Origin of the sequence: Pseudomonas sp. SORT22 (assembly GCF_018417635.1) — a bacterium.
GTDB lineage: Bacteria > Pseudomonadota > Gammaproteobacteria > Pseudomonadales > Pseudomonadaceae > Aquipseudomonas.
In genome coordinates, this window is record NZ_CP071007.1 from 4877663 (window position 1) to 4898399 (window position 20737).

Annotated in this window: 24 protein-coding genes; 9 read left to right on the top strand and 15 right to left on the bottom strand. The window is 62.3% G+C overall.

Features of this window, described 5'->3' with window-relative positions:
• The first annotated feature begins 4 nt into the window (after nt 1-4).
• The 3 genes from JYG36_RS22325 (at nt 5) to rlmF (ending at nt 4398) form a co-directional block, all read left to right on the top strand.
• The gene (locus JYG36_RS22325) at nt 5-352 is read left to right on the top strand and encodes a hypothetical protein (protein ID WP_045196382.1); all 348 of its coding nucleotides are present in this window, start codon (nt 5-7) and stop codon (nt 350-352) included.
• Between the two features lie 135 nt (nt 353-487).
• Nucleotides 488-3334, top strand: a complete 2847-nt coding sequence (locus JYG36_RS22330; RefSeq protein WP_213602319.1) for a valine--tRNA ligase — start codon at nt 488-490, stop codon at nt 3332-3334.
• A gap of 101 nt (nt 3335-3435) precedes the next feature.
• Entirely contained in the window at nt 3436-4398 is a 963-nt protein-coding gene (gene rlmF, locus JYG36_RS22335) for a 23S rRNA (adenine(1618)-N(6))-methyltransferase RlmF (protein WP_093387145.1), read from the top strand.
• 51 nt (nt 4399-4449) lie between these two features.
• Here the strand turns inward: rlmF and JYG36_RS22340 are convergent, their stop codons facing one another.
• Nucleotides 4450-4731 (bottom strand): HU family DNA-binding protein, encoded by a 282-nt coding sequence (locus JYG36_RS22340; protein ID WP_009398256.1) that lies wholly within the window; start codon nt 4729-4731, stop codon nt 4450-4452.
• 408 nt (nt 4732-5139) lie between these two features.
• On the opposite strand from JYG36_RS22340, the gene yejK reads away from it, so the two are divergent.
• Nucleotides 5140-6147 (top strand): nucleoid-associated protein YejK, encoded by a 1008-nt coding sequence (gene yejK / locus JYG36_RS22345; RefSeq protein WP_045196375.1) that lies wholly within the window; start codon nt 5140-5142, stop codon nt 6145-6147.
• On the opposite strand, the gene JYG36_RS22350 is transcribed toward yejK, so the two are convergent.
• From JYG36_RS22350 to JYG36_RS22415, 14 genes are all read right to left on the bottom strand, one after another.
• Nucleotides 6128-6427 (bottom strand): GIY-YIG nuclease family protein, encoded by a 300-nt coding sequence (locus JYG36_RS22350; protein ID WP_045196374.1) that lies wholly within the window; start codon nt 6425-6427, stop codon nt 6128-6130. The two genes, yejK and JYG36_RS22350, sit on opposite strands and share 20 nt — an antisense overlap.
• 39 nt (nt 6428-6466) lie before the next feature.
• Nucleotides 6467-6937, bottom strand: a complete 471-nt coding sequence (locus JYG36_RS22355) for a nuclear transport factor 2 family protein (RefSeq protein WP_093387155.1) — start codon at nt 6935-6937, stop codon at nt 6467-6469.
• Nucleotides 6938-7025: 88 nt separating this feature from the next.
• On the bottom strand, nt 7026-8309 hold the full coding sequence (locus JYG36_RS22360) for a CynX/NimT family MFS transporter (RefSeq protein ID WP_213602321.1): 1284 nt from the start codon (nt 8307-8309) through the stop codon (nt 7026-7028).
• A 15-nt stretch (nt 8310-8324) separates the two neighbouring features.
• Nucleotides 8325-8975, bottom strand: coding sequence for a FadR/GntR family transcriptional regulator (locus JYG36_RS22365; RefSeq protein ID WP_213602323.1), 651 nt, complete (start codon nt 8973-8975; stop codon nt 8325-8327).
• A 106-nt stretch (nt 8976-9081) separates the two neighbouring features.
• Entirely contained in the window at nt 9082-10128 is a 1047-nt protein-coding gene (hisC, locus tag JYG36_RS22370; RefSeq protein ID WP_093388186.1) for a histidinol-phosphate transaminase, read from the bottom strand.
• A 2-nt stretch (nt 10129-10130) separates the two neighbouring features.
• Nucleotides 10131-11456 carry a histidinol dehydrogenase gene (gene hisD, locus JYG36_RS22375; protein WP_213602325.1) on the bottom strand — a complete coding sequence of 442 codons (1326 nt, stop codon included), beginning with the start codon at nt 11454-11456 and terminating at the stop codon, nt 10131-10133.
• A gap of 135 nt (nt 11457-11591) precedes the next feature.
• A complete protein-coding gene (gene hisG, locus JYG36_RS22380; protein ID WP_213602327.1) occupies nt 11592-12227 on the bottom strand; it encodes an ATP phosphoribosyltransferase in 636 nt (211 codons plus the stop codon).
• Nucleotides 12228-12334: 107 nt separating this feature from the next.
• Complete coding sequence (murA, locus tag JYG36_RS22385; protein ID WP_010223372.1) at nt 12335-13600, bottom strand: UDP-N-acetylglucosamine 1-carboxyvinyltransferase; 1266 nt, start codon at nt 13598-13600, stop codon at nt 12335-12337.
• Between the two features lie 23 nt (nt 13601-13623).
• Nucleotides 13624-13863, bottom strand: a complete 240-nt coding sequence (locus tag JYG36_RS22390; RefSeq protein WP_010223373.1) for a BolA family protein — start codon at nt 13861-13863, stop codon at nt 13624-13626.
• A gap of 115 nt (nt 13864-13978) precedes the next feature.
• Complete coding sequence (locus JYG36_RS22395; protein WP_213602329.1) at nt 13979-14284, bottom strand: STAS domain-containing protein; 306 nt, start codon at nt 14282-14284, stop codon at nt 13979-13981.
• Nucleotides 14281-14931, bottom strand: coding sequence for an MlaC/ttg2D family ABC transporter substrate-binding protein (locus JYG36_RS22400; RefSeq protein WP_045196359.1), 651 nt, complete (start codon nt 14929-14931; stop codon nt 14281-14283). Before JYG36_RS22400 ends, JYG36_RS22395 begins: the two co-directional genes overlap by 4 nt.
• A gap of 9 nt (nt 14932-14940) precedes the next feature.
• Nucleotides 14941-15408 carry an outer membrane lipid asymmetry maintenance protein MlaD gene (gene mlaD, locus JYG36_RS22405; protein ID WP_010223376.1) on the bottom strand — a complete coding sequence of 156 codons (468 nt, stop codon included), beginning with the start codon at nt 15406-15408 and terminating at the stop codon, nt 14941-14943.
• The gene (gene mlaE, locus JYG36_RS22410; RefSeq protein ID WP_045196357.1) at nt 15408-16205 is read right to left on the bottom strand and encodes a lipid asymmetry maintenance ABC transporter permease subunit MlaE; all 798 of its coding nucleotides are present in this window, start codon (nt 16203-16205) and stop codon (nt 15408-15410) included. The genes mlaD and mlaE overlap by 1 nt, the downstream gene beginning before the upstream one ends.
• Nucleotides 16205-17014 carry an ATP-binding cassette domain-containing protein gene (locus JYG36_RS22415; RefSeq protein WP_045196354.1) on the bottom strand — a complete coding sequence of 270 codons (810 nt, stop codon included), beginning with the start codon at nt 17012-17014 and terminating at the stop codon, nt 16205-16207. The genes mlaE and JYG36_RS22415 overlap by 1 nt, the downstream gene beginning before the upstream one ends.
• Nucleotides 17015-17258: 244 nt before the next feature.
• Between JYG36_RS22415 and JYG36_RS22420 the strand changes: the two genes are divergently transcribed.
• Genes JYG36_RS22420 through lptB form a run of 5 tightly spaced genes read left to right on the top strand, consistent with a single transcriptional unit; the run spans nt 17259 to nt 20579 of the window.
• Nucleotides 17259-18233 carry a KpsF/GutQ family sugar-phosphate isomerase gene (locus JYG36_RS22420; RefSeq protein WP_045196353.1) on the top strand — a complete coding sequence of 325 codons (975 nt, stop codon included), beginning with the start codon at nt 17259-17261 and terminating at the stop codon, nt 18231-18233.
• Entirely contained in the window at nt 18234-18758 is a 525-nt protein-coding gene (locus JYG36_RS22425; protein WP_045196351.1) for a KdsC family phosphatase, read from the top strand.
• 8 nt (nt 18759-18766) lie between these two features.
• Nucleotides 18767-19342, top strand: a complete 576-nt coding sequence (gene lptC, locus JYG36_RS22430; protein ID WP_045196349.1) for an LPS export ABC transporter periplasmic protein LptC — start codon at nt 18767-18769, stop codon at nt 19340-19342.
• Nucleotides 19329-19853 carry a lipopolysaccharide transport periplasmic protein LptA gene (gene lptA / locus JYG36_RS22435; RefSeq protein WP_045196347.1) on the top strand — a complete coding sequence of 175 codons (525 nt, stop codon included), beginning with the start codon at nt 19329-19331 and terminating at the stop codon, nt 19851-19853. The genes lptC and lptA overlap by 14 nt, the downstream gene beginning before the upstream one ends.
• Complete coding sequence (lptB, locus tag JYG36_RS22440; protein WP_038996944.1) at nt 19854-20579, top strand: LPS export ABC transporter ATP-binding protein; 726 nt, start codon at nt 19854-19856, stop codon at nt 20577-20579.
• The last annotated feature ends 158 nt before the right edge of the window (nt 20580-20737 follow it).

Sequence of the window (20737 nt, forward strand, 5' to 3'; positions counted from 1 at the left end):
GACGATGGACAAACCCACTCCCCTGCCCCAATCCGCGCACCTGCTGGACGACCTGGAGTCGATCCGCCAGCTGCTTGGCGATGCATCCCTTGAGCCGCCGCTGTTGACCGACACCGTCGAGGAGCAGATCCCGCTGCTGCTCGAAGAGGCCGAAGCAGCGCCGCAGCCGGCGCCTGAAGCGCCAGCCGACCCGCAGGCCAAGCGCCAGGAAACCCTGCTGCACCTGGACGCCGAGCTACGCGCGGCGGCCCAGTTGATCATGCAGGACGTGATCAACGATTTCGCCCCGCATATCGAAAGCGAAATCAAGCGCCGCCTCGATGCCAGGCTCGAGCGCCTGCTCAACCAATAAAAAGCAGTAACAAGCTTCAAGCGACAAGCTGCAAGAGCCGTGCGGCGCTCTGAGCTTGCAGCTTGTCGCTTGAAGCTTGCGGCTTCGTTATACTCTCCGGCTTTCCTGAATAAATGCCTAAGGGTCCCGCCGCGCATGGATAAGACCTACCAGCCGCACGCCATTGAAACTTCCTGGTACAACACCTGGGAGTCCGAGAATTATTTCGCTCCGCAAGGCGCGGGCGATTCCTACACCATCATGATCCCGCCGCCGAACGTCACCGGCAGCCTGCACATGGGTCATGGCTTCAACAACGCGATCATGGACGCCCTGATCCGTTTCCGCCGCATGCAGGGCCGCAACACCCTGTGGCAGCCAGGTACCGACCACGCCGGTATCGCCACGCAGATGCTGGTCGAGCGTCAACTCGAAGCCAAAGGCCAGAACCGTCACGACCTGGGCCGCGAGAAGTTCCTGGAAAAGGTCTGGGAATGGAAAGATCAGTCCGGTGGCAACATCAGCCGCCAGATTCGCCGCCTGGGCTCGTCGGTCGACTGGAGCCGCGAGCGTTTCACCATGGACGACGGCCTCTCGGAAGCAGTGAAAGAAGCCTTCGTGCGCCTGCATGAAGACGGCCTGATCTACCGCGGCAAGCGCCTGGTCAACTGGGACACCAAGCTGCACACGGCGATTTCCGACCTCGAAGTGGAAAACCACGACGAGAAGGGTCACCTGTGGAACCTGCGCTACCCGCTGGCTGACGGCGCCAAAACTGCCGACGGCAAGGACTACCTGATCGTCGCCACCACGCGCCCGGAAACCATGCTCGGCGACGCCGCCGTTGCCGTGAACCCGGAAGACGAGCGTTACAAGGCGCTGATCGGCAAGTTCGTCGAGCTGCCGCTGGTTGGCCGCCGTATCCCGATCATCGCCGACGACTATTGCGACCCTGAGTTCGGTACCGGCTGTGTGAAAATCACCCCGGCCCACGACTTCAACGACTATGAAGTCGGCAAGCGCCACAACCTGCCGCTGCTGAACATCTTCGACAAGAACGCCTTCGTCCTGCCGGCCGCCCAGGTGTTCAACCTCGACGGCAGCGTCAACGACAGTATCGACGCGACCCTGCCGGCCCAGTATGCAGGCCTCGACCGCTTCGTTGCGCGCAAGCAGATCGTTGCCGATTTCGACGCCGCCGGCCTGTTGGTCAGCGTCGACGACCACGCCCTGAAAGTGCCGAAAGGCGACCGCTCGGGTACCGTCATCGAGCCGTGGCTGACCGACCAGTGGTACGTGTCGACCAAGCCGCTGGCAGAGCCTGCGATTGCTGCCGTCGAAGACGGCCGCATTCAGTTCGTGCCCAAACAGTACGAAAACATGTACTTCTCCTGGATGCGCGACATCCAGGACTGGTGCATCAGCCGTCAGCTGTGGTGGGGTCACCGTATTCCGGCCTGGTACGACGAATCCGGCAAGGTCTATGTCGGCCGTAGCGAAGAAGAGGTGCGCAGCAAGCACAACCTCGGCGCCGACGTGGTCCTGAACCAGGACAACGACGTGCTCGACACCTGGTTCAGCTCGGGCCTGTGGACCTTCTCGACCCTGGGCTGGCCACAGCAGACCGAATTCCTCAAGAAGTTCCACTCCACCGACGTGCTGGTCACCGGCTTTGACATCATTTTCTTCTGGGTTGCCCGGATGATCATGCTGACCATGCACCTGGTGAAGAACGAGGACGGCACCCCGCAGGTACCGTTCAAGACCGTGTATGTGCACGGCCTGGTGCGCGATGGCCAGGGCCAGAAGATGTCCAAGTCCAAGGGCAACGTCCTTGACCCGCTGGACATCGTCGACGGCATCACCCTGGACGAACTGCTGGAAAAACGCACCAGCGGCATGATGCAGCCAAAGCTTGCCGAGAAGATCGCCAAGCAGACCAAGGCCGAGTTCCCGGAAGGCATCGCCAGCTACGGCACCGACGCCCTGCGCTTCACCTTCTGCTCGCTGGCCTCCACCGGTCGCGACATCAAGTTCGACATGGGCCGCGTCGAAGGCTACCGCAACTTCTGCAACAAGATCTGGAACGCTGCGCGCTATGTTCTGGACAAGGGCGAAGACTGCGGCCAGAACGGCGAAGCCTACGAGCTGTCGCTGGCTGATCGCTGGATCATCTCGCAGCTGCAGCGCACCGAAGCCGAAGTCACCCGCCAGCTCGACCAGTTCCGCTTCGACCTGGCCGCCCAGGCGCTCTACGAGTTCATCTGGAACCAGTATTGCGACTGGTACCTGGAGCTGTCCAAGCCGGTCCTGTGGGATGAGAACGCCCCGGTCGAACGCGCCCGTGGTACTCGCCGCACCCTGGTCCGGGTACTGGAAGTGGCACTGCGCCTGGCCCATCCGTTCATGCCGTTCATCACCGAAGAAATCTGGCAGCGCCTGGCGCCGCTGGCCGGCGCGCAAGGCAAGACCATCATGCTGCAGCCATGGCCAGTGGCCAATGAAAGCCGCATCGATGCCGCTGCCGAAGGCGATATCGAATGGCTCAAGGAGCTGATGCTCGGCGTGCGCAACATCCGCGGCGAAATGAACATCGGCCCGGGCAAGCCACTGCAACTGTTCCTGAAAAACGCCAGCGCCGAAGACCAGCGCCGCCTGCAGGAAAACGAAGCGCTGCTGAAGAAGCTGGCGAAGATCGAGTCCTTCACCGTGCTCGGCGAACAGGACGAGGCGCCGCTGAGCGCCACCGCCCTGGTCGGCGATCTGCAAGTACTGGTGCCGATGGCCGGGCTGATCGACAAGGACGCCGAGCTGGCTCGCCTGAGCAAGGAAATCCAGCGTCTGCAGGGCGAAGTCCAGCGCGTCGGCGGCAAGCTGTCCAACGCCGCCTTCGTCGACAAGGCACCGCCTGCGGTGATCGACAAGGAACGCGCCAAGCTGGCTGAAGCCGAACAGGCCCTGGCCAACTTCACCGAGCAGCATGCGCGGATTGCCGCCTTGTAACGATCGCTGACCTCAGTGATGCCATCGCGGGTCAAGCCCGCTCCCACAGAAGTCTCTGTAGGAGCGGGCTTGACCCGCGATGCTTTGCACCGGACCTCAACATGACCACAACCAACAAACCGACCCTGCACCCGCGCAACCGCCACCAGGGCCGCTACGACTTCCCCCAGTTGATCAAGAGCAGCCCGCAGCTGGGCCAGTTCATGATCACCAACCCCCACGGCAAGCCGAGCATCGACTTCGCCAACCCGGATGCCGTCAGGGTCTTCAACCGCGCCCTGCTCAAGGCCCAGTACGGTATCCAGCACTGGGACATCCCGGCTGACTACCTGTGCCCGCCAATCCCCGGCCGGGCCGACTACGTACACGTGCTGGCCGACTTGCTGGCAGACGAAAACGGCGGCGAAATACCCCGTGGCGCGCAGGTCCAGGCCCTGGACATCGGCGTCGGTGCCAATTGCATCTACCCGTTGCTGGGCAACAGCGATTACCGCTGGCGCTTTCTCGGTTCAGACATCGACGCCACGGCACTGGCTGCGGCCGGCGCCATCGTCCAGGCCAACGGCCTGGGCAAGGCCATCAGCCTGCGCCAGCAAGGCAACCGCAAGCACATCCTGCTGGGGCTGCTCAAAAGCGACGAGCGCTTCGACCTGACCCTGTGCAACCCGCCCTTCCACGCCTCACGCGAAGAAGCCACCCGCGGCAGCCAGCGCAAATGGCGGGCACTGGGCAAGGCCGATCCCAAGCGCAAGCTGCCGGTGCTGAACTTTGGCGGGCAGAACAACGAACTGTGGTGCGAAGGCGGCGAGATCCGCTTCGTCAGCCAGTTGGTGGCCGAGAGCGTCAGCCTGAGCCAGCAGGTGCTGTGGTTCACCAGCCTGGTATCGAAAGCCTCCAACCTGCCCGGCATCCAGGCCGCGCTGAAAAAGGCCGGGGCGGCCGAACAGCGGGTGGTGGAGATGGGCCAGGGGCAGAAACAGAGCCGCATGATCGCCTGGACCTTCCAGGACGCCGCAGCGCGCCAGGCTTGGCGCCAGCAGCGCTGGAGCAAAACCCAGTCATAAAAAAACCGCGTCCGGGCAACCCGGACGCGGCTTTTGTCGAGCTGTTTACAATTACTTGTTTACAGCGTCGGTCAGCACTTTGGCTGGTACGAACTTGACGACTTTCTTGGCAGCGATTTCGATGGCAGCGCCAGTCGAAGGGTTGCGGCCGGTACGGGCAGGACGCTCGGTGATTTTCAGTTTGCCGATGCCTGGCAGGGTGATTTCGCTGCCATTTTCCAGTTGATCAGCAACGATCTGGCCCAGTTGCTCCAGAGCGTTACGCGCGGTGGTTTTTGGCGCGTCGATAGCTTCAGCGATATCGGCGATCAGTTGGTCTTTGGTCAATGCCATGGTGGTGTTCCTTCCCTATCAAATTCAGTGAGTATGCAGAGTGCTACGTCAGTCATCGAGCCAGACCTGCGGGGGATCCGGCGGTCCGGTGTTACAGCCACGTCAATCGCGTATGTAGATACGTAAAACGACGTTTGGTTCGACGTGACGCGAGCGGTCTGCCAGCAATGCGCCACACACGGGGCGCAAGACCGGGCAAAACTACCACAGGAATAGATAAATATCCGCCTCCCACAGGGCAAATGTGCAGGTTTTTCGGGGGTTTGCGCGAAAAAACGCAAAAATTTGAACAAAAAATAAACAACCGACATATCTGCCAACATCTGGCCGCTGAATCACCCCTGTGCTGAGGTACACTTGGCGACTTTGCAACGCGGCCAGCACCGCCCATTTTCAACCGAGAATCCCATGCCGATCCGTCATTGCATCGTCCACCTGATCGACAAGAAACCCGATGGCAGCCCCGCCGTGCTGCACGCCCGCGACTCGGAACTGGCCGAGTCGGGTGCCATCGAAAACCTTCTGGCCGACCTCAACGATAGCTACAACGCCAAACAGGGCAAAGCCTGGGGCTTCTTCCACGCAGAATCCGGCGCCCACCCGTTCAGCGGCTGGCTCAAGGAATACCTCGACGAAGGCAGCACCTTCACGGCCTTCAGCCGCGTCGCCGTCGAGCACCTGCAAAAGCTGATGGAAGAGTCCAACCTGTCGGTCGGCGGCCACGTGTTGTTCGCCCACTATCAGCAAGGCATGACCGATTACCTGGTGATCGCCTTGCTGCACCACAGCGAAGGCGTGGCGGTAAACGCCGAGCTGGACGTGACCCCGTCGCGCCACCTGGACCTGGGCCAGCTGCACCTGGCCGCGCGCATCAACCTTTCCGAGTGGCAGAACAACAAGGCCTCCAAGCAGTACATCTCCTTCATCAAGGGCAAGAACGGCAAGAAGGTCTCGGAGTACTTCCGCGACTTCATCGGCTGCCAGGAAGGCGTCGACGGCCCGGGCGAGACCCGCACCCTGCTCAAGGCTTTCAGCGATTTTGTCGAAAGCGAAGACCTGCCCGAAGAAGCCGCCCGCGAGAAGACCCAGACCCTGGTCGACTACGCCACCAGCCAGACCAAGGCCGGCGAGCCAGTAACCCTCGAGGAGCTCTCAGGGCTGATCGATGAAGACCGCCCACGGGCCTTCTACGAACATATTCGCAACAAGGACTACGGCCTGTCGCCGGAAATCCCCGCCGATAAGCGCACGCTCAACCAGTTCCGCCGCTTCACCGGCCGTGCCGAAGGGCTGTCGATCAGCTTTGAAGCGCACTTGCTGGGCTCGAAGGTCGAGTACGACGAGGAAGCCGGCACCCTGATCATCAAAGGCCTGCCGACGCAACTGACCGATCAGCTCAAGCGTCGCAAGGACTGAGCCCCGCCCAGGAGGCCACCAGCGCCTCCTTGGCACTCTTGCGCAGCTTTTTCACCAGCCGCTCCTGTTGCAGCGCCTTGGTTTTGTCGGGCCAGGCCTCGACATAGACCAAAGCCACTGCCGGGCTGGTGCTGAAGTAGCGTGCCCCCTGGCCCTTCTGGTGGGCCTGGAAGCGCCGCTCCGGGTTGTCGCTGATCCCGCAGTACAGCGAGCCATTGGCGGCGCGTACCAGGTAGACGTACCAGGGTTTGTTCGGTGGTTGGGCAATGGGCTCGGACACGTTAGTGACTATCAACGGCAAAGCGCACAGCTTAGCGCCTCAGCGCCCCGCCTGAAACGCCCGCAGGCCTTTCTGCGCCTGGGCGCGCACCTTGCCCTGGACCAGCGGCGACCAGCCCAGCAGCACCCCCGTGGTGCCCAAGGCCTGACGTGCCCAGCGCCACAGGTCGAAACTGTCGTGGTGCTCGCAGATCTTGCCGTCCCGAAACACAAAGCGTGCCTGGATGTCGTTGACCACGGTGCGGCCGGTCTGGCTGAACAGGTAGCGGGCGACCCAGCGGGCGCTGCCAGCGCGCTCGTCGGCGCGTACCGTGTCGAAGGTCAGGGTAAAGTCCTTGGCGCGGGTGGTGAGCATGCGCCACATGTCACCGGCATCCTTGCCGCGCAAAGTACCGAAGACCGGGTCACTGAAAACGATATCGTCGCTGTAACAGGCGACCATGGCTTCGGCGTCCAGGCGCTGGAAAGCCTGGTAGAAGCGGGTGATCAGGGCAGTATTGGCGTCGCTCATGGTGCAGGTCCGGTTCATGGCAATAGACCTGCACCATAGTCCGCTGAAGTGGCAAAAAGCTATGGGCATTTGCCTGGCGAATGTCTGCTCAAACCCGCTCGCTGACCACCTGCACATGCAGGTTGCGCCCGGCCTTGAGGCCAAAGCCTATGGCGCCGATGCCCAGCACGGCAAAGATCCAGCCCACCGCGTTCCAGCCGCCGGTCAGGTCATGCACCAGGCCGACCGCGAATGGCCCCATCGATGCCAGGGTGTAACCGATGCCCTGGGCCATGCTCGACAGGTTGGCGGCGACGTGAGCGTCTTTGGAACGCAGCACGATCAGGGTCAATGCCAGGGCGAAGGTACCGCCCTGCCCCAGCCCCAGGACAATGGCCCAGCCCCACAGGCCTTCCAGCGGCGCATACAGGCAGCCGAACAAGCCGGCCAGGGCCATGAGCATGACCACCACAATGGCCAGGCGCTGGTCCTTGCCACGGGTCGCCAGCCACGGCGCGCTGAGCGAACTGAGCAACTGCACGATCACCGAGCCGGACAACACCAGCCCGGCCTGGGTCGGGCTCAGGCCGCGACCGATGAGGATCGACGGCAGCCAGCCGAAAACGATATAGGCCAGCGACGATTGCAGGCCCATGTACAGGGTGACCTGCCAGGCCAGCGGATCGCGCAGCAGGCCGCGTACACGGTAGGCCACATTGTGGGCGCCGTGGCCCTGGCGGGCCTGGGGCAGCCAGATCAGCGCCGCCAGCAAGGCCGGGATCAACCAGAAGCCCAGGCCCAGCGACCAGCTGTCGCCCAGGCGCTCGCTCAGGGGCACGGTGGCGCCCGCAGCCATTGCCGCGCCCAGGCACAAGGCCATGGTGTAGACGCCGGTCAGGGTCCCGGCATGCTTGGGGAAGTCGCGCTTGACGATGCCCGGCAACAGCACGCCGATCACACCGATGCTAGCCCCGGCCATGATACTGCCGACGAATACCCCGGTGCTGCCAAAGGCGCTGCGCACGGCAATCCCCGCAGCCAGTACCAGAAGGATGCCGAGAATGACCCGCTCACTGCCAAAACGTCGCGCCAACACCGGCGCCAGTGGCGCGAACAAGCCCCGGCAAAGCACCGGCAAGGTGGTCAGCAGGCCCGCCTGGGAAGCGCTCAAGCCGAGGTTGTCGCTGACCTGGCCCAGCAGCGGCGCCATGCTCGACAACGCCGGACGCAGGTTCAGCGCCACCAGCACCAGGCCGAGCAGCAACAGCCACGGGCGCTTGAGCAGCACCGGTTGCTGTTGCACTTGTTCGTCGTCGGCTTCGGCGTCGATCAGCAGTTCTTCCAGCTCCGGCCCGTTGGCCGGCGCCGCAGTTCGGGTTGTTTCATCGCCCATGGCAGTCTCGCAAGGTCAGGATTCGTTGATCAGGGTCCGGCTCAGGGCCTTGGCCTTGTCCGGATCGCGTTGTTCGATGGCATCGAGAATCTGCCCGTGCAGGTCGAACACAAGCTGGCAGCGGGGAGCGTGGCTCAGGTTGTGATGCAAGGTGGCCGCCACCACCCCGGAAAAGTAGCGATACAACTCGCTCAGCGCCGGGTTATGCGCGGCATCCACCAGGCGCTGGTGGAACACCAGGTCGCAACCGATGTATTGCTCCAGGTCGTCGTGAAAATGCGCACTGCTGTGCTTGAGGGCCTCTCGTAGCCCTTGCAGGTCTTCTTCGCTGCGGCGCAGCGCGGCCAGGCCAATGGCCTCGGCTTCAAGGATATGGCGGGTTTCCCGCGCCTGCTCCAGGTCGCAGCGTGACAGCGCCTGAAGGGCCTGCAACGGGTCGACGGCGGTACGCAGGTAACTACCATCGCCCTGGCGAACTTCGACCAGGCCACTGAAAGCCAGCACACGCATGGCTTCGCGCACCGTGTTGCGGCTGATGCCGAGCTCAGCAGCCAGTTCCGGCTCGGTGGGCAGGCGCTGGCCCACCGTCCAGGCGCCGCTGGCAACCCGTTGTCGCAGTTGCTCGACCGCTTGTTCGACCAGGGAGCGTTTGATCAGGAAGGTCATGACATCCAATCATCGGATGAATTTGAGAGAGGGAGGTTACCGGTAAAATCCATCGCGGGGCAAGTCGCGACGCCTCGACTTGCCCCGCGACAAGGACTGTGCTCTATCAGTTCAACGCATCGAGCAACGCCTGATTCTGCTCCGGGGTACCAATGGTGATGCGCAGGAACTGGGCGATCCGCGCCTGCTTGAAGTGACGCACGATCACCCCCTGCTCGCGCAGGCGCGCTGCCAGTTCGGCGGCATCCTGCTGCGGGTGCCGGGCAAAGATGAAGTTGGCTGCCGAGGGCAGTACTTCAAAGCCACGGGCAGTGAGTTCAGCGACCACCTTCTCGCGACTGTCGATCACCTTGCGGCAGGTTTCTTCAAAGTAGGCACGGTCCTCGAACGCCGCCGCCGCACCCACAATCGCCATACGGTCCAGTGGATAGGAGTTGAAGCTATTCTTGATCCGCTCCAGCGCCTCGATCAGGTCCGGATGGCCGACCGCCAGGCCTACCCGCAGGCCGGCCAGCGAACGCGACTTGGACAGGGTCTGGGTGACCAGCAGGTTGTCGTAGCGATCCACCAGGCTGATGGCGGTCTGGCCGCCAAAGTCGATGTAGGCTTCATCGACCACCACCACCGAGTCGGGGTTGGCCTCGAGCAGTTGCTCGATGGCCTCCAGGGCCAGCAGGCAACCGGTCGGCGCGTTGGGGTTGGGGAAGATGATCCCGCCGTTGGCCTTGCGGTAGTCAGCGACCCGGATCTGGAATTGCTCGTCCAGCGCCACCGCTTCAAACGGGATGCCGTACAGGCCGCAGTAGACCGGGTAGAAGCTGTAGCTGATGTCCGGAAACAGCAACGGCGCATCGTGCTGGAACAGGCCATGGAAGATGTGCGCCAGCACTTCATCCGAACCGTTGCCGAGGAACACCTGGTTGCCCTGCACACCGTAGTAGTCCGCTACCGCCTGCTTTAGCAGGTCGCTGTTGGGGTCCGGGTACAGGCGCAGGTTGTCGTTGAGTTCGCCGCGCATGGCTTCCAGCGCCTTGGGCGACGGGCCGTAGGGGTTCTCGTTGGTGTTGAGCTTGACCAGCCTGGCCAGCTTTGGCTGCTCGCCCGGCACGTAAGGCACCAGGTCCTTGACGAAGGGGCTCCAGAATTTACTCATGTTCAGTTCCCCTTCTTGTCGGCAAGGATGCGGTATTCGGCGCTGCGGGCGTGGGCGGTCAGCGACTCGCCACGGGCCAGTACCGAGGCAGTGTGGCCGAGCTCGGAAGCGCCCTGCTCGGAGCAGAAGATGATCGACGAACGCTTCTGGAAGTCATACACCCCCAGCGGCGACGAGAAGCGCGCGGTGCCGGAAGTCGGCAGTACGTGGTTGGGGCCTGCGCAGTAATCGCCCAGGGCTTCGCTGGTGTGGCGGCCCATGAAGATCGCGCCGGCGTGGCGAATCTGCGGCAGCCAGGCCTGCGGGTCGGCGACCGACAGCTCCAGGTGCTCAGGGGCAATGCGGTTGGCAACGTCCATGGCCTGCTGCATGTCGCGCACCTGGATCAGCGCACCACGGCCGTTGATCGAGGTCTTGATGATCTCGGCGCGCTCCATGGTCGGCAGCAACTTGTCGATGCTGGCTGCGACCTTGTCGAGGAATTCGGCGTCGGGGCTGACCAGAATCGCCTGGGCGTCTTCGTCGTGCTCGGCCTGGGAGAACAGGTCCATGGCGATCCAGTCCGGATCGGTCTGGCCGTCACAGACCACGAGAATCTCCGACGGGCCGGCAATCATGTCGATACCGACCTGACCGAACACATGGCGTTTGGCGGTGGCGACATAAATGTTGCCCGGGCCGACCACCTTGTCGACCTGCGGCACGCTTTCGGTGCCATAGGCCAGGGCGGCAACCGCCTGGGCGCCACCGATGGTGAAAACCCGGTCGACACCGGCGATGCAAGCGGCGGCCAGCACCAGCTCATTGACCTCGCCACGCGGGGTCGGCACCACCATGACCACTTCACCAACGCCGGCGACCTTGGCCGGAATCGCGTTCATCAGTACCGATGACGGGTACGACGCCTTGCCGCCCGGCACATACAGGCCGGCACGATCCAGCGGCGTGACCTTCTGGCCAAGCACAGTGCCGTCGGCTTCGGTGTAGCTCCAGGAGTCTTGCTTCTGTCGCTCGTGGTAGCTGCGCACGCGCTCGGCGGCTTTTTCCAGGGCTTCGCGCTGGGCCGGGGTGATGCGGGTCAGGGCCAGTTCCAGGCGCTCGCGACCGAGGATCAGGTCGTCGATCGAAGTCGCCTGCACGCCATCAAAGCGCTGGGTGAACTCCACCAGCGCCGCATCGCCACGCTCGCGCACGGCCTTGATGATGTCGAGTACGCGCTGGTTGACCGCGTCGTCAGAGACACTTTCCCAGCTCAGCAGATGATCCAGATGTCGGGCGAAATCCGGGTCAGCGGCATTGAGTCGGGCGATTGCAGTGGACGTGGTCATAGCGAGGGCCTCATAAATGGCGAATGCTCAGGCGCCCTAAGCTACCAGTCCATCCGCGCGGGCACCCGAGAAAATTGGCTATGACGCGGATAGACGGGCGCGACAGCGAAGGCCGCGCGCAGGAGGTAGAAAGTCTTAGCCGCGGTGTCGCGATTCGACAGCCTGGCGCAAGGTGTCGATCAGGCTCTGGATGCGGGCGTGCTGCATCTTCATCGAAGCCTTGTTGACCACCAGCCGGGAGCTGATGGTGGCAATCAGTTCCTGGGGTTCCAGGCCATTGGCACGCAGGGTGTTACCGGTGTCGACAACGTCGATGATCTTGTCGGCCAGGCCAATCAGCGGCGCCAGCTCCATCGAACCATACAGCTTGATGATATCGACCTGACGGCCTTGTTCGGCATAGTAGCGCTTGGCGACGTTGACGAACTTGGTGGCGATGCGCAGACGGCCCTTGGGCTCGGTAGCGCCGACTTTGCCGGCGGTCATCAGCTTGCACTGGGCAATCTGCAGGTCCAGCGGCTCGTACAAGCCCTGGCCACCGTACTCCATCAGCACGTCCTTGCCGGCCACGCCCAGGTCGGCGGCACCATGCTCGACGTAGGTCGGCACGTCGGTGGCGCGCACGATCAGCAGACGCACGTCTTCCTGAGTCGTCGGGATGATCAGCTTGCGGCTCTTGTCCGGGTTTTCGGTCGGCACAATACCGGCTTCCGCCAGCAGCGGCAGGGTATCGTCGAGAATCCGACCTTTGGATAGCGCGATGGTCAACATGGGAAACGTCGGTCCTTATGCGGCTACAGCCGGCCGGGCGCTAACAGGCCCGACCGCATTCAATTCGGTGCAGCAATTGGCTGGCGCGTCCCTGCGCCACTCACAGACTAGCCCGGCACGCGGCGGATCTTGGCGCCGAGCATCTGCAGTTTCTCTTCGATGCACTCATAACCACGGTCGATGTGGTAAATGCGGTCGATCAGGGTATCGCCTTCGGCAACCAGCGCCGACAGCACCAGGCTGGCCGAAGCCCGCAGGTCGGTGGCCATCACTGGAGCGCCTTTGAGGGTCTTGGTCCCGGTAACGATGGCAGTGTTGCCTTCGACCTGGATCAGGGCACCCATGCGGTGCATCTCGTAGACGTGCATGAAGCGGTTTTCGAAGATCGTCTCGATTACCGCGCCAGTGCCTTCGGCAATGGCGTTGAGCGAGATGAACTGCGCCTGCATGTCGGTCGGGAACGCCGGGTACGGAGCGGTACGCAGGTTGACGGCTTTCGGCCGCTTGCCATGCATGTCCAGCTCGATCCAGTCTTCACCGGTGGTAACTTCGGCGCCGGCCTCCTTGAGTTTTTCAAGGACGGCTTCGAGGATGGTCGGATCGGTGTCCTTGACCTTGACGCGACCGCCGGTCACGGCAGCGGCAACCAGGTAGGTACCGGTCTCGATACGGTCAGGCATGACCCGGTAGGTCGCCGAACCCAGGCGCTCGACGCCATCGATGGTGATGGTGTCGGTACCAGCGCCCTGGACTTTCGCGCCCATGGCGTTGAGGAAATTGGCAAGATCGACCACTTCCGGCTCGCGCGCGGCGTTTTGCAGCACACTGCGACCTTTGGCCAGGGCTGCAGCCATCATGATGTTCTCGGTACCGGTGACACTGACGGTATCGAAGAAGAAGTGCGCGCCACGCAGGCCGCCTTCTGGGGCCTTGGCCTTGATGTAGCCGCCTTCGACTTCGATCTTCGCGCCCATGGCCTCAAGGCCGCGGATGTGCAGGTCGACCGGACGCGAACCAATGGCGCAACCGCCAGGCAGGGCCACTTCGGCTTCGCCAAAACGGGCGACCATCGGGCCCAGTACCAGGATCGAGGCACGCATGGTTTTCACCAGCTCGTACGGCGCGACCAGGGTCTTGATGGTACGCGGGTCGATTTCGACCGAGAGCTTCTCGTCGATCACCGGCTCAATGCCCATGCGGCCGAACAGCTCGATCATCGTGGTGATGTCGTGCAGGTGCGGCAGGTTGCCAACGGTGACCGGGCCATCGCAGAGCAAGGTGGCCGCCAGGATCGGCAGGGCAGCGTTCTTTGCCCCGGAAATACGGATTTCGCCATCGAGGCGAACGCCGCCAGTAATAATCAGTTTGTCCATTAGAGTCTCGCCGCCAAGTTGGCTCAGGTGCGCTCAGCCCAGGCTGCGCTGCTGAAAAATTTCATGGTTACCGCATGGATGCTGCCATCGGTGATCCACGGGTTAAGGTGAGCATAGATCTGCTGCTGACGCTTGACCGGGCTCAGGGCCGCCAATTCGTCGCTGATCACGTTCAACTGGAAGTTGCAGCCTTCGCCTTCAACTTCGACCCGGGTTCCCGGCAACTTTTCTTCAAGGAAGTTCTTAACTTCTACGGCCTGCATGCTCAACCTCAATCGGCGCCCTTTGCGCGCGGGTCGGCCATCATACAAAAAAGCCCCTCGCCTGCGAACCCCGTAATCGGAGACTCTGACAGAGGGGCCAGTCACTGGCTGGCAGTCATTGACCGGCCAGCACCTCGTCAAGGTCATAAACCTCGGCAATTTCCCGCATGTCCTGGGGCATGGCGCGAACCTCGACGGCCTTGCCGGCCGCCTTGCCGTCGCGCATGAAGGCCAGCAGCAGGGACAGGCCGACGCTGCTGGACTTCTCCACGTGCGCGCAATCGAGCACCAGCCCGGGGGCCTTGCACGCCGCAATCAGGGCCTTGCCCTGCTTGCGCAAGGCCGGCCCGCTGCGGTAGTCGAGCACCCCGGCCAGGCTCAATACGCCTGGCTCGCTCATGGTCACGACACTGTCGCTCATTGCCCTTGCTTCTCGGCCGCTTGCTCGGTGCTTTCCTTGGCCTTGGCCACTTCGCCCGCCCAGCCGTCGATGGTCTTGTCCAGGTCGTTGCCGTTGCGGTTCATGGCGTCGGCGAACTGGTCACGGAACAGCTTGCCGATGTTGATGCCGTTGACGATGACGTTACGCACCTTCCACTCGCCGTCGAGCCTGGTCAGGGTGTAGGACACCGGATAGACAGCACCGTTGTTGCCCTTGACGCTCATGTCGACGCTGGCACGGTCGTCGCCGTCCTTCTTCTCGTTGCCGACGGTAATGCCCTGGTTGTTGTACTCGAGCAGGGCGTTGCCGTAGAACTGCATCAGGCTGCGCTTGAAGTTTTCCTGGAAGCGCTGCATCTGCGCCGGGGTAGCCTTGCGCGAATACTTGACGGTCATGATGCTTTTCGAGATGCCATCGGCATCGACGACCGGCCCCAGGTTGGCATTGAGCGCATCGTAGAAGGCGCTCGGGTTGGCCTTGTATTGCTCCTTGTTGGCTTTCAGGTCAGCCAGCAACTGGGTGGTGGTCTTCTCGATCACCTGCTTGGGTGACAGAGCAGCTGCACTGGCCATCAGCGGCAGTGCTGCCAGCAACACCAGCAAGCCGCGTCGCAGGATAGAAATCATGGAAACTCCTTATTTAGCTTCTTTGCCAACGGTATTGAGCAGGAACTTGCCAATCAGGTCTTCCAGTACCAGCGCCGACTGGGTGTCGTGGATGGTTGCACCATCCTTGAGCACCGCATCTTCTCCGCCCACGCTGATACCGATGTATTTCTCGCCGAGCAGCCCTGCGGTGAGGATAGATGCAGTGGAATCGACAGGCAGGTTATCGACCCGTTTTTCCAGCTGCAGCGTCACCCGACCGGTGAAGGTGTCACGATCCAGATCGATGGCAGTGACCTTGCCGATGGTCACACCGGCCATGGTCACTTTAGCTCTGACCGTCAAACCGGCGATATTGTCGAAGTTGGCATAAAGTTTATATGTGTCGCTGCTCGGGCTCGCCGACAGGCCGCTGACGCGCAGGGCCAGCAGGATCAGCGCCAGGATCCCGGCCAGGAGGAACAGGCCGACACCGATTTCCAGGGTGCGGTTTTGCATCAGAAATCTCCAAACATCAAGGCGGTCAGAATAAAGTCCAGACCCAGGACTGCCAATGAGGCATAGACCACGGTCTTGGTGGTGGCACGACTGATCCCTTCTGAAGTGGGCTCGCAGTCATAACCCTGGAATACGGCAATCCAGGTCACGACGAAGGCAAACACCAGGCTTTTGATCACCCCGTTGAGCACATCGTCGGTAAAGGAAACACTGTTCTGCATGTTGGCCCAGAACGAGCCCTCGTAAACACCCAGCCAGTCCACAGCCACCCACGAACCACCCCAGATACCGACCACGCTGAAGATCAAAGCCAGCAACGGCAGCGAGATGAAACCGGCCCACAGCCGCGGCGCGACGATGTACTTGAGCGGATCGACACCGATCATTTCCAGGCTGGACAGCTGCTCGGTGGACTTCATGTTGCCGATTTCGGCGGTCAGCGCCGAGCCTGCACGGCCGGCGAACAGCAGCGCGGTAACCACCGGGCCCAGTTCACGCAGCAGGGTCAGGGCGACCATCTGCCCCACCGCCTGCTCCGAACCGTACTTGGTGAGGATGCTGAAGCCCTGCAGGGCCAGGACCATGCCGATGAACACACCGGACACGACGATGATCGCCAGCGACAGCACGCCAACCGAATAGAGCTGGCGAACCAGCAACTGAAAGCCGCCGCCGGTGCCGCTGCGCCCGACCAGCGAATGCAGCAGGAACAGGAAGGAGCGGCCGAGAATGGCCAGCACGTCGATGGCCGATCGGCCAAAGCGACGAATACGTTCGAGTAAGGATTTTCTGCGCATCAACGCTTCCCCAGAAGATCGGCGCGGTAATCCGGCGCAGGAAAGTGAAAGGGCACCGGGCCATCCGGATCGCCTTTCATGAATTGACGAATGCGCGGGTTGTCGGAGCCCATCAGCTCTTGCGGCGTGCCCTGCCCCAATACCTGGCCGTCACCGACCACGTAGATGTAGTCGGCGATGCTGGCGGTTTCGGCCAGGTCGTGAGAAACCACGATGCTGGTGATGCCCAGGGCATCGTTGAGCAGGCGGATCAGCCGCACCAGCACGCCCATGGCAATCGGGTCCTGGCCGACGAACGGTTCATCGTACATGAGGATTTGCGGATCCAGAGCAATCGCCCGGGCCAGCGCCACACGACGTTTCATGCCACCGGATAGCTCGTCGGGCATCAGCTCGATGGCGCCACGCAGGCCAACAGCCTGGAGTTTCATCAGGACTATGTCGCGAATCATCTCGTCAGACAGCTGGGTATGCACGCGCAACGGGAAGGCGACGTTCTCGAACACATCGAGATCGGTGAACAGCGCGCCACTCTGGAACAGCACGCCCATCTGCTTGCGGGCATCGAACAGGTCACTGCGCGACAGGGTCGGCAGGTTCTGCCCGGCCACCCAGACCTCGCCACTGGCCGGGCGCAGTTGTGCACCCATCAGCCGCAGCAGCGTGGTTTTGCCGCACCCGGAAGGCCCCATGATGCCGGTAACCTTGCCACGGGGAATGCGTATGTCGACATTATTGAAGATGCTGCGCGAACCGCGCTTGAAGGAAACGCCCTTCAATTCGACCGCGTAGGCGTTATCAACGCTCATCTAGACTCCTTGCGATGCAGCCTTCTCACTCAGACGCGCGCCCCCTTCGTGGAGGCACGCACGCACCAAGCGGGCCGAACAGCGGCGAACTATAGCACCGCTGATAGGGCCGCCCCAAGGCCGCCGAAGTGCTTGTTCAGCTATGGTTAAGCCAACCGGGCGAATGTATGACAATCACAAGGTGAGGCTTTCGCCCATTACCGCTATAATCGCCGCCTTTTCATCAGGCAATCCGATTTTCGACATGAGCCAATCCAGCGACCTGATCCAATCCGCGCAGCGCACCATCCGTTTCGAACTCGAGGCGGTTGAGGGCCTGCTGGCCCACATCGACGCCGATTTCGTCAAGGCATGCGAGCTGATCCTGGCCAGCAAGGGCCGGGTGGTGGTGGTCGGCATGGGCAAGTCGGGGCACATCGGCAACAAGATCGCCGCGACCCTGGCCAGCACCGGTACGCCGGCGTTTTTCGTTCACCCGGCCGAAGCCAGCCATGGCGACATGGGCATGATCACCCGCGACGACGTGATCCTGGCCCTGTCCAACTCGGGCTCCACCGCCGAGATCGTCACCCTGCTGCCGCTGATCAAGCGACTGGGTATCCAGCTGATCAGCCTCACCGGCAACCCCGATTCGCCCCTGGCCAAGGCCGCCGAGGTCAACCTCGACGCCCGCGTTGCCCAGGAGGCCTGCCCGCTGAACCTGGCACCGACCTCCTCGACTACCGCCGCGCTGGTGCTGGGCGACGCCCTGTCCATCGCCCTGCTCGAGGCCCGCGGCTTTACCGCTGAAGATTTCGCCTTCTCGCACCCCGGCGGCGCCCTCGGCCGACGCCTGCTGCTGAAAGTCGAGAACGTCATGCACGCCGGCGACGAGCTACCGCAGGTGCAACGCGGCACCCTGCTCAAGGACGCGCTGCTTGAAATGTCTCGCAAGGGCCTGGGCATGACCGTGGTGCTCGAAGCCGACGGACGGTTGGCCGGGATCTTCACCGACGGCGACCTGCGCCGCAGCCTCGATCGCAATATCGACGTGCACAAGACCCTCATCGAAGAAGTCATGACCGCCCACGGCAAGACCGCCCGCGCCGAGATGCTCGCCGCCGAAGCCCTGAAGATCATGGAAGACCACAAGATCAGCGCCCTGGTGGTGATCGACAAGGACGAGCGCCCGGTCGGCGCCCTGAACATGCACGACCTGTTGCGTGCGGGAGTGATGTAAATGACCCAGGACCTGCTCCAGCGCGGCAAGGCCATCAAACTGGCGGTTTTTGACGTAGACGGCGTGCTCACCGACGGTCGCCTGTACTTCCTCGAAGATGGCAGCGAATTCAAGACCTTCAACACCCTCGACGGCCAGGGCATCAAGATGCTCATGAACTCGGGCGTGACCACGGCGATCATCAGCGGTCGCAAGACCCCGGTGGTCGAGCGCCGGGCAAAGAACCTCGGCATTCCTCACCTGTACCAGGGCCGGGAAGATAAACTGGTGGTATTGGACGAGCTTCTTGGCCAGCTCAACCTAAGCTATGAACAGGTCGCCTATCTGGGCGACGACCTGCCTGACCTGCCGGTAATCCGCCGGGTCGGCCTGGGCATGGCGGTGGCCAATGCTGCCGCGTTCGTCCGCGAGCACGCCCACGGGGTAACCCTGGCACGTGGCGGCGAAGGTGCAGCCCGCGAATTCTGCGAACTGATCCTGCAAGCCCAGGGCAACCTCGACGCGGCCAACGCCCATTACCTGTAGAGCGACACATGTTCAGTAAGAAAATCCGCAACATTGCGCTGTTCAGTGTGATCGCCGCCCTGCTGGTGGCGGTCGGCTACTGGAACATCAGCCCCGAGAGCTTCCTCGACAACAAGCCGGTTGCCGGGCCGGACCAGAGCGCCATCGACTATTACGCGGTGAACGCCCACAGCGTGCAGTTTTTGCCTGATGGCAAGATGCAGTACGAGATGACAGCCGACAAGGTCGAGCACCTCAAGGCCAGCGAAGTCACCCTGCTGACCAAGCCCGACCTGCAGATGTACCGCGGCACCACATATCCGTGGCACGTGCAGAGCGAGCGCGGCGAGGTCAACCCCGACGGCAGCGAAGTCGAACTGATCGATTCGGTAAGGGTCGCCCGCACCGACGAAAAGAACCGCACCATGATCATTACCAGCAGCCGCATGACGGTATTCCCGCAGAAGCAATATGCGCAAACCGAGCAAGCCGTTAGAATCGACGGCGCCGGTGGCGTCACTACGGGCAATGGAATGAAAGCGTATTTGAAAGACGGCAGGATGGACCTGCTGTCCAACGTAAGAGGACAGTATGAGGCTCGTTAAAACCCTCCCCTTTTTGCTCAGCCTGAGCGCAGCACTGGGAAGCGCGAGCGCCTGGGCCCTGCCGAACGACCGTGACCAGCCGATCCGCATCCAGGCCGACCACGCTCAACTGGACGACAAAAAAGGCATCGCCACCTACACCGGTGACGTGATCATCACCCAGGGTTCGATGATGATCAAAGGCAACACCGTGACCATCACCCGTACCGCCGGTGGCGACATCGACGTGGTGACCTCGGTGGGCAACCTGGCCTACTTCGAGCAGCAGCAGAGCGCCGCCAAGCCAGACAAGATGCAGGGCTACGGCAAGACCATCCAGTACAATGCGCCGCAAAACCGCATCGTCCTGATCGACCGCGCCAAGGTCATCAACGAAGGCAACACCACCGAGGGCGAGAAAATCGTCTACGACACGGTGAAACAGATCGCTACCGCCGGTCGCGGTGGCAAAGTCACCGAGTCGCGTCCGCGTATCGACATGGTGATCCAGCCGAAGAAGAAGGCCGAGTAAATGGCAACCCTCAAAGCCCAGCACCTGGCCAAGAGCTACAAGAGCCGGCAAGTGGTCCGCGACGTCAGCCTGTCGATCGACAGTGGCCAGATCGTCGGCCTGCTCGGCCCTAACGGCGCCGGCAAGACCACCTGCTTCTACATGATCGTCGGCCTGGTCCAGGCCGACCAGGGCCGCGTCCTGATCGACGACCTCGATGTCAGCCACCAGCCCATGCACGGCCGCGCCCGCGCCGGTATCGGCTACCTGCCGCAGGAAGCCTCGATCTTCCGCAAGCTGTCGGTGGCCGACAACATCATGGCGATCCTCGAAACCCGCAAGGACCTGGACCGCGATGGCCGGCGCAAAGAGCTGGAAAGCCTGCTGCAGGAGTTCCACATCAGCCACATCCGCGACAACCTCGGCATGAGCCTCTCCGGTGGTGAACGCCGCCGCGTCGAGATTGCCCGCGCCCTGGCCACCGCGCCCAAGTTCATCCTGCTCGACGAACCCTTTGCCGGTGTCGACCCGATTTCGGTCGGCGACATCAAGCAGATCATCCACCACCTGAAGGCCAAGGGTATTGGCGTTCTGATCACCGACCACAACGTCCGTGAAACCCTGGATATCTGCGAAACCGCTTACATCGTCAACGATGGCCAACTGATCGCCGAAGGCGATGCAGAGACCATCCTGGCCAACGACCTGGTCAAAGAGGTTTACCTCGGCCATGAGTTCCGCCTGTAGGCTCAAGGTGTAAGGCGCTGCCGGAGCGCTCGTAAACAAGCCAGATAATGGCTTAATTGTTACGGCGCTCTAGGCAAACGCTGCAATTTCAGGCATATAATTTGCTTAAAGTTGGCGCTTCGGTGCCCTTGTAGTGGATGGCGCATGTGCGCCGGCAA

Excerpts from the sequence above, each read along its gene's own strand:
- JYG36_RS22395 (WP_213602329.1), bottom strand. The coding sequence starts at position 14,284 with ATGAGCGACAGTGTCGTGACCATGAGCGAGCCAGGCGTATTGAGCCTG.
- JYG36_RS22360 (WP_213602321.1), bottom strand. The coding sequence starts at position 8,309 with ATGGGCGATGAAACAACCCGAACTGCGGCGCCGGCCAACGGGCCGGAG.
- hisG (WP_213602327.1), bottom strand. The coding sequence starts at position 12,227 with ATGTTGACCATCGCGCTATCCAAAGGTCGGATTCTCGACGATACCCTG.
- rlmF (WP_093387145.1), top strand. The coding sequence starts at position 3,436 with ATGACCACAACCAACAAACCGACCCTGCACCCGCGCAACCGCCACCAG.
- lptA (WP_045196347.1), top strand. The coding sequence starts at position 19,329 with ATGAGGCTCGTTAAAACCCTCCCCTTTTTGCTCAGCCTGAGCGCAGCA.
- JYG36_RS22330 (WP_213602319.1), top strand. The coding sequence starts at position 488 with ATGGATAAGACCTACCAGCCGCACGCCATTGAAACTTCCTGGTACAAC.
- lptC (WP_045196349.1), top strand. The coding sequence starts at position 18,767 with ATGTTCAGTAAGAAAATCCGCAACATTGCGCTGTTCAGTGTGATCGCC.
- murA (WP_010223372.1), bottom strand. The coding sequence starts at position 13,600 with ATGGACAAACTGATTATTACTGGCGGCGTTCGCCTCGATGGCGAAATC.
- JYG36_RS22340 (WP_009398256.1), bottom strand. The coding sequence starts at position 4,731 with ATGGCATTGACCAAAGACCAACTGATCGCCGATATCGCTGAAGCTATC.
- JYG36_RS22400 (WP_045196359.1), bottom strand. The coding sequence starts at position 14,931 with ATGATTTCTATCCTGCGACGCGGCTTGCTGGTGTTGCTGGCAGCACTG.
- hisC (WP_093388186.1), bottom strand. The coding sequence starts at position 10,128 with ATGAGTAAATTCTGGAGCCCCTTCGTCAAGGACCTGGTGCCTTACGTG.
- JYG36_RS22415 (WP_045196354.1), bottom strand. The coding sequence starts at position 17,014 with ATGAGCGTTGATAACGCCTACGCGGTCGAATTGAAGGGCGTTTCCTTC.
- mlaE (WP_045196357.1), bottom strand. The coding sequence starts at position 16,205 with ATGCGCAGAAAATCCTTACTCGAACGTATTCGTCGCTTTGGCCGATCG.
- JYG36_RS22420 (WP_045196353.1), top strand. The coding sequence starts at position 17,259 with ATGAGCCAATCCAGCGACCTGATCCAATCCGCGCAGCGCACCATCCGT.
- JYG36_RS22390 (WP_010223373.1), bottom strand. The coding sequence starts at position 13,863 with ATGCAGGCCGTAGAAGTTAAGAACTTCCTTGAAGAAAAGTTGCCGGGA.
- JYG36_RS22355 (WP_093387155.1), bottom strand. The coding sequence starts at position 6,937 with ATGAGCGACGCCAATACTGCCCTGATCACCCGCTTCTACCAGGCTTTC.
- lptB (WP_038996944.1), top strand. The coding sequence starts at position 19,854 with ATGGCAACCCTCAAAGCCCAGCACCTGGCCAAGAGCTACAAGAGCCGG.
- JYG36_RS22425 (WP_045196351.1), top strand. The coding sequence starts at position 18,234 with ATGACCCAGGACCTGCTCCAGCGCGGCAAGGCCATCAAACTGGCGGTT.
- hisD (WP_213602325.1), bottom strand. The coding sequence starts at position 11,456 with ATGACCACGTCCACTGCAATCGCCCGACTCAATGCCGCTGACCCGGAT.
- yejK (WP_045196375.1), top strand. The coding sequence starts at position 5,140 with ATGCCGATCCGTCATTGCATCGTCCACCTGATCGACAAGAAACCCGAT.
- JYG36_RS22365 (WP_213602323.1), bottom strand. The coding sequence starts at position 8,975 with ATGACCTTCCTGATCAAACGCTCCCTGGTCGAACAAGCGGTCGAGCAA.
- mlaD (WP_010223376.1), bottom strand. The coding sequence starts at position 15,408 with ATGCAAAACCGCACCCTGGAAATCGGTGTCGGCCTGTTCCTCCTGGCC.
- JYG36_RS22325 (WP_045196382.1), top strand. The coding sequence starts at position 5 with ATGGACAAACCCACTCCCCTGCCCCAATCCGCGCACCTGCTGGACGAC.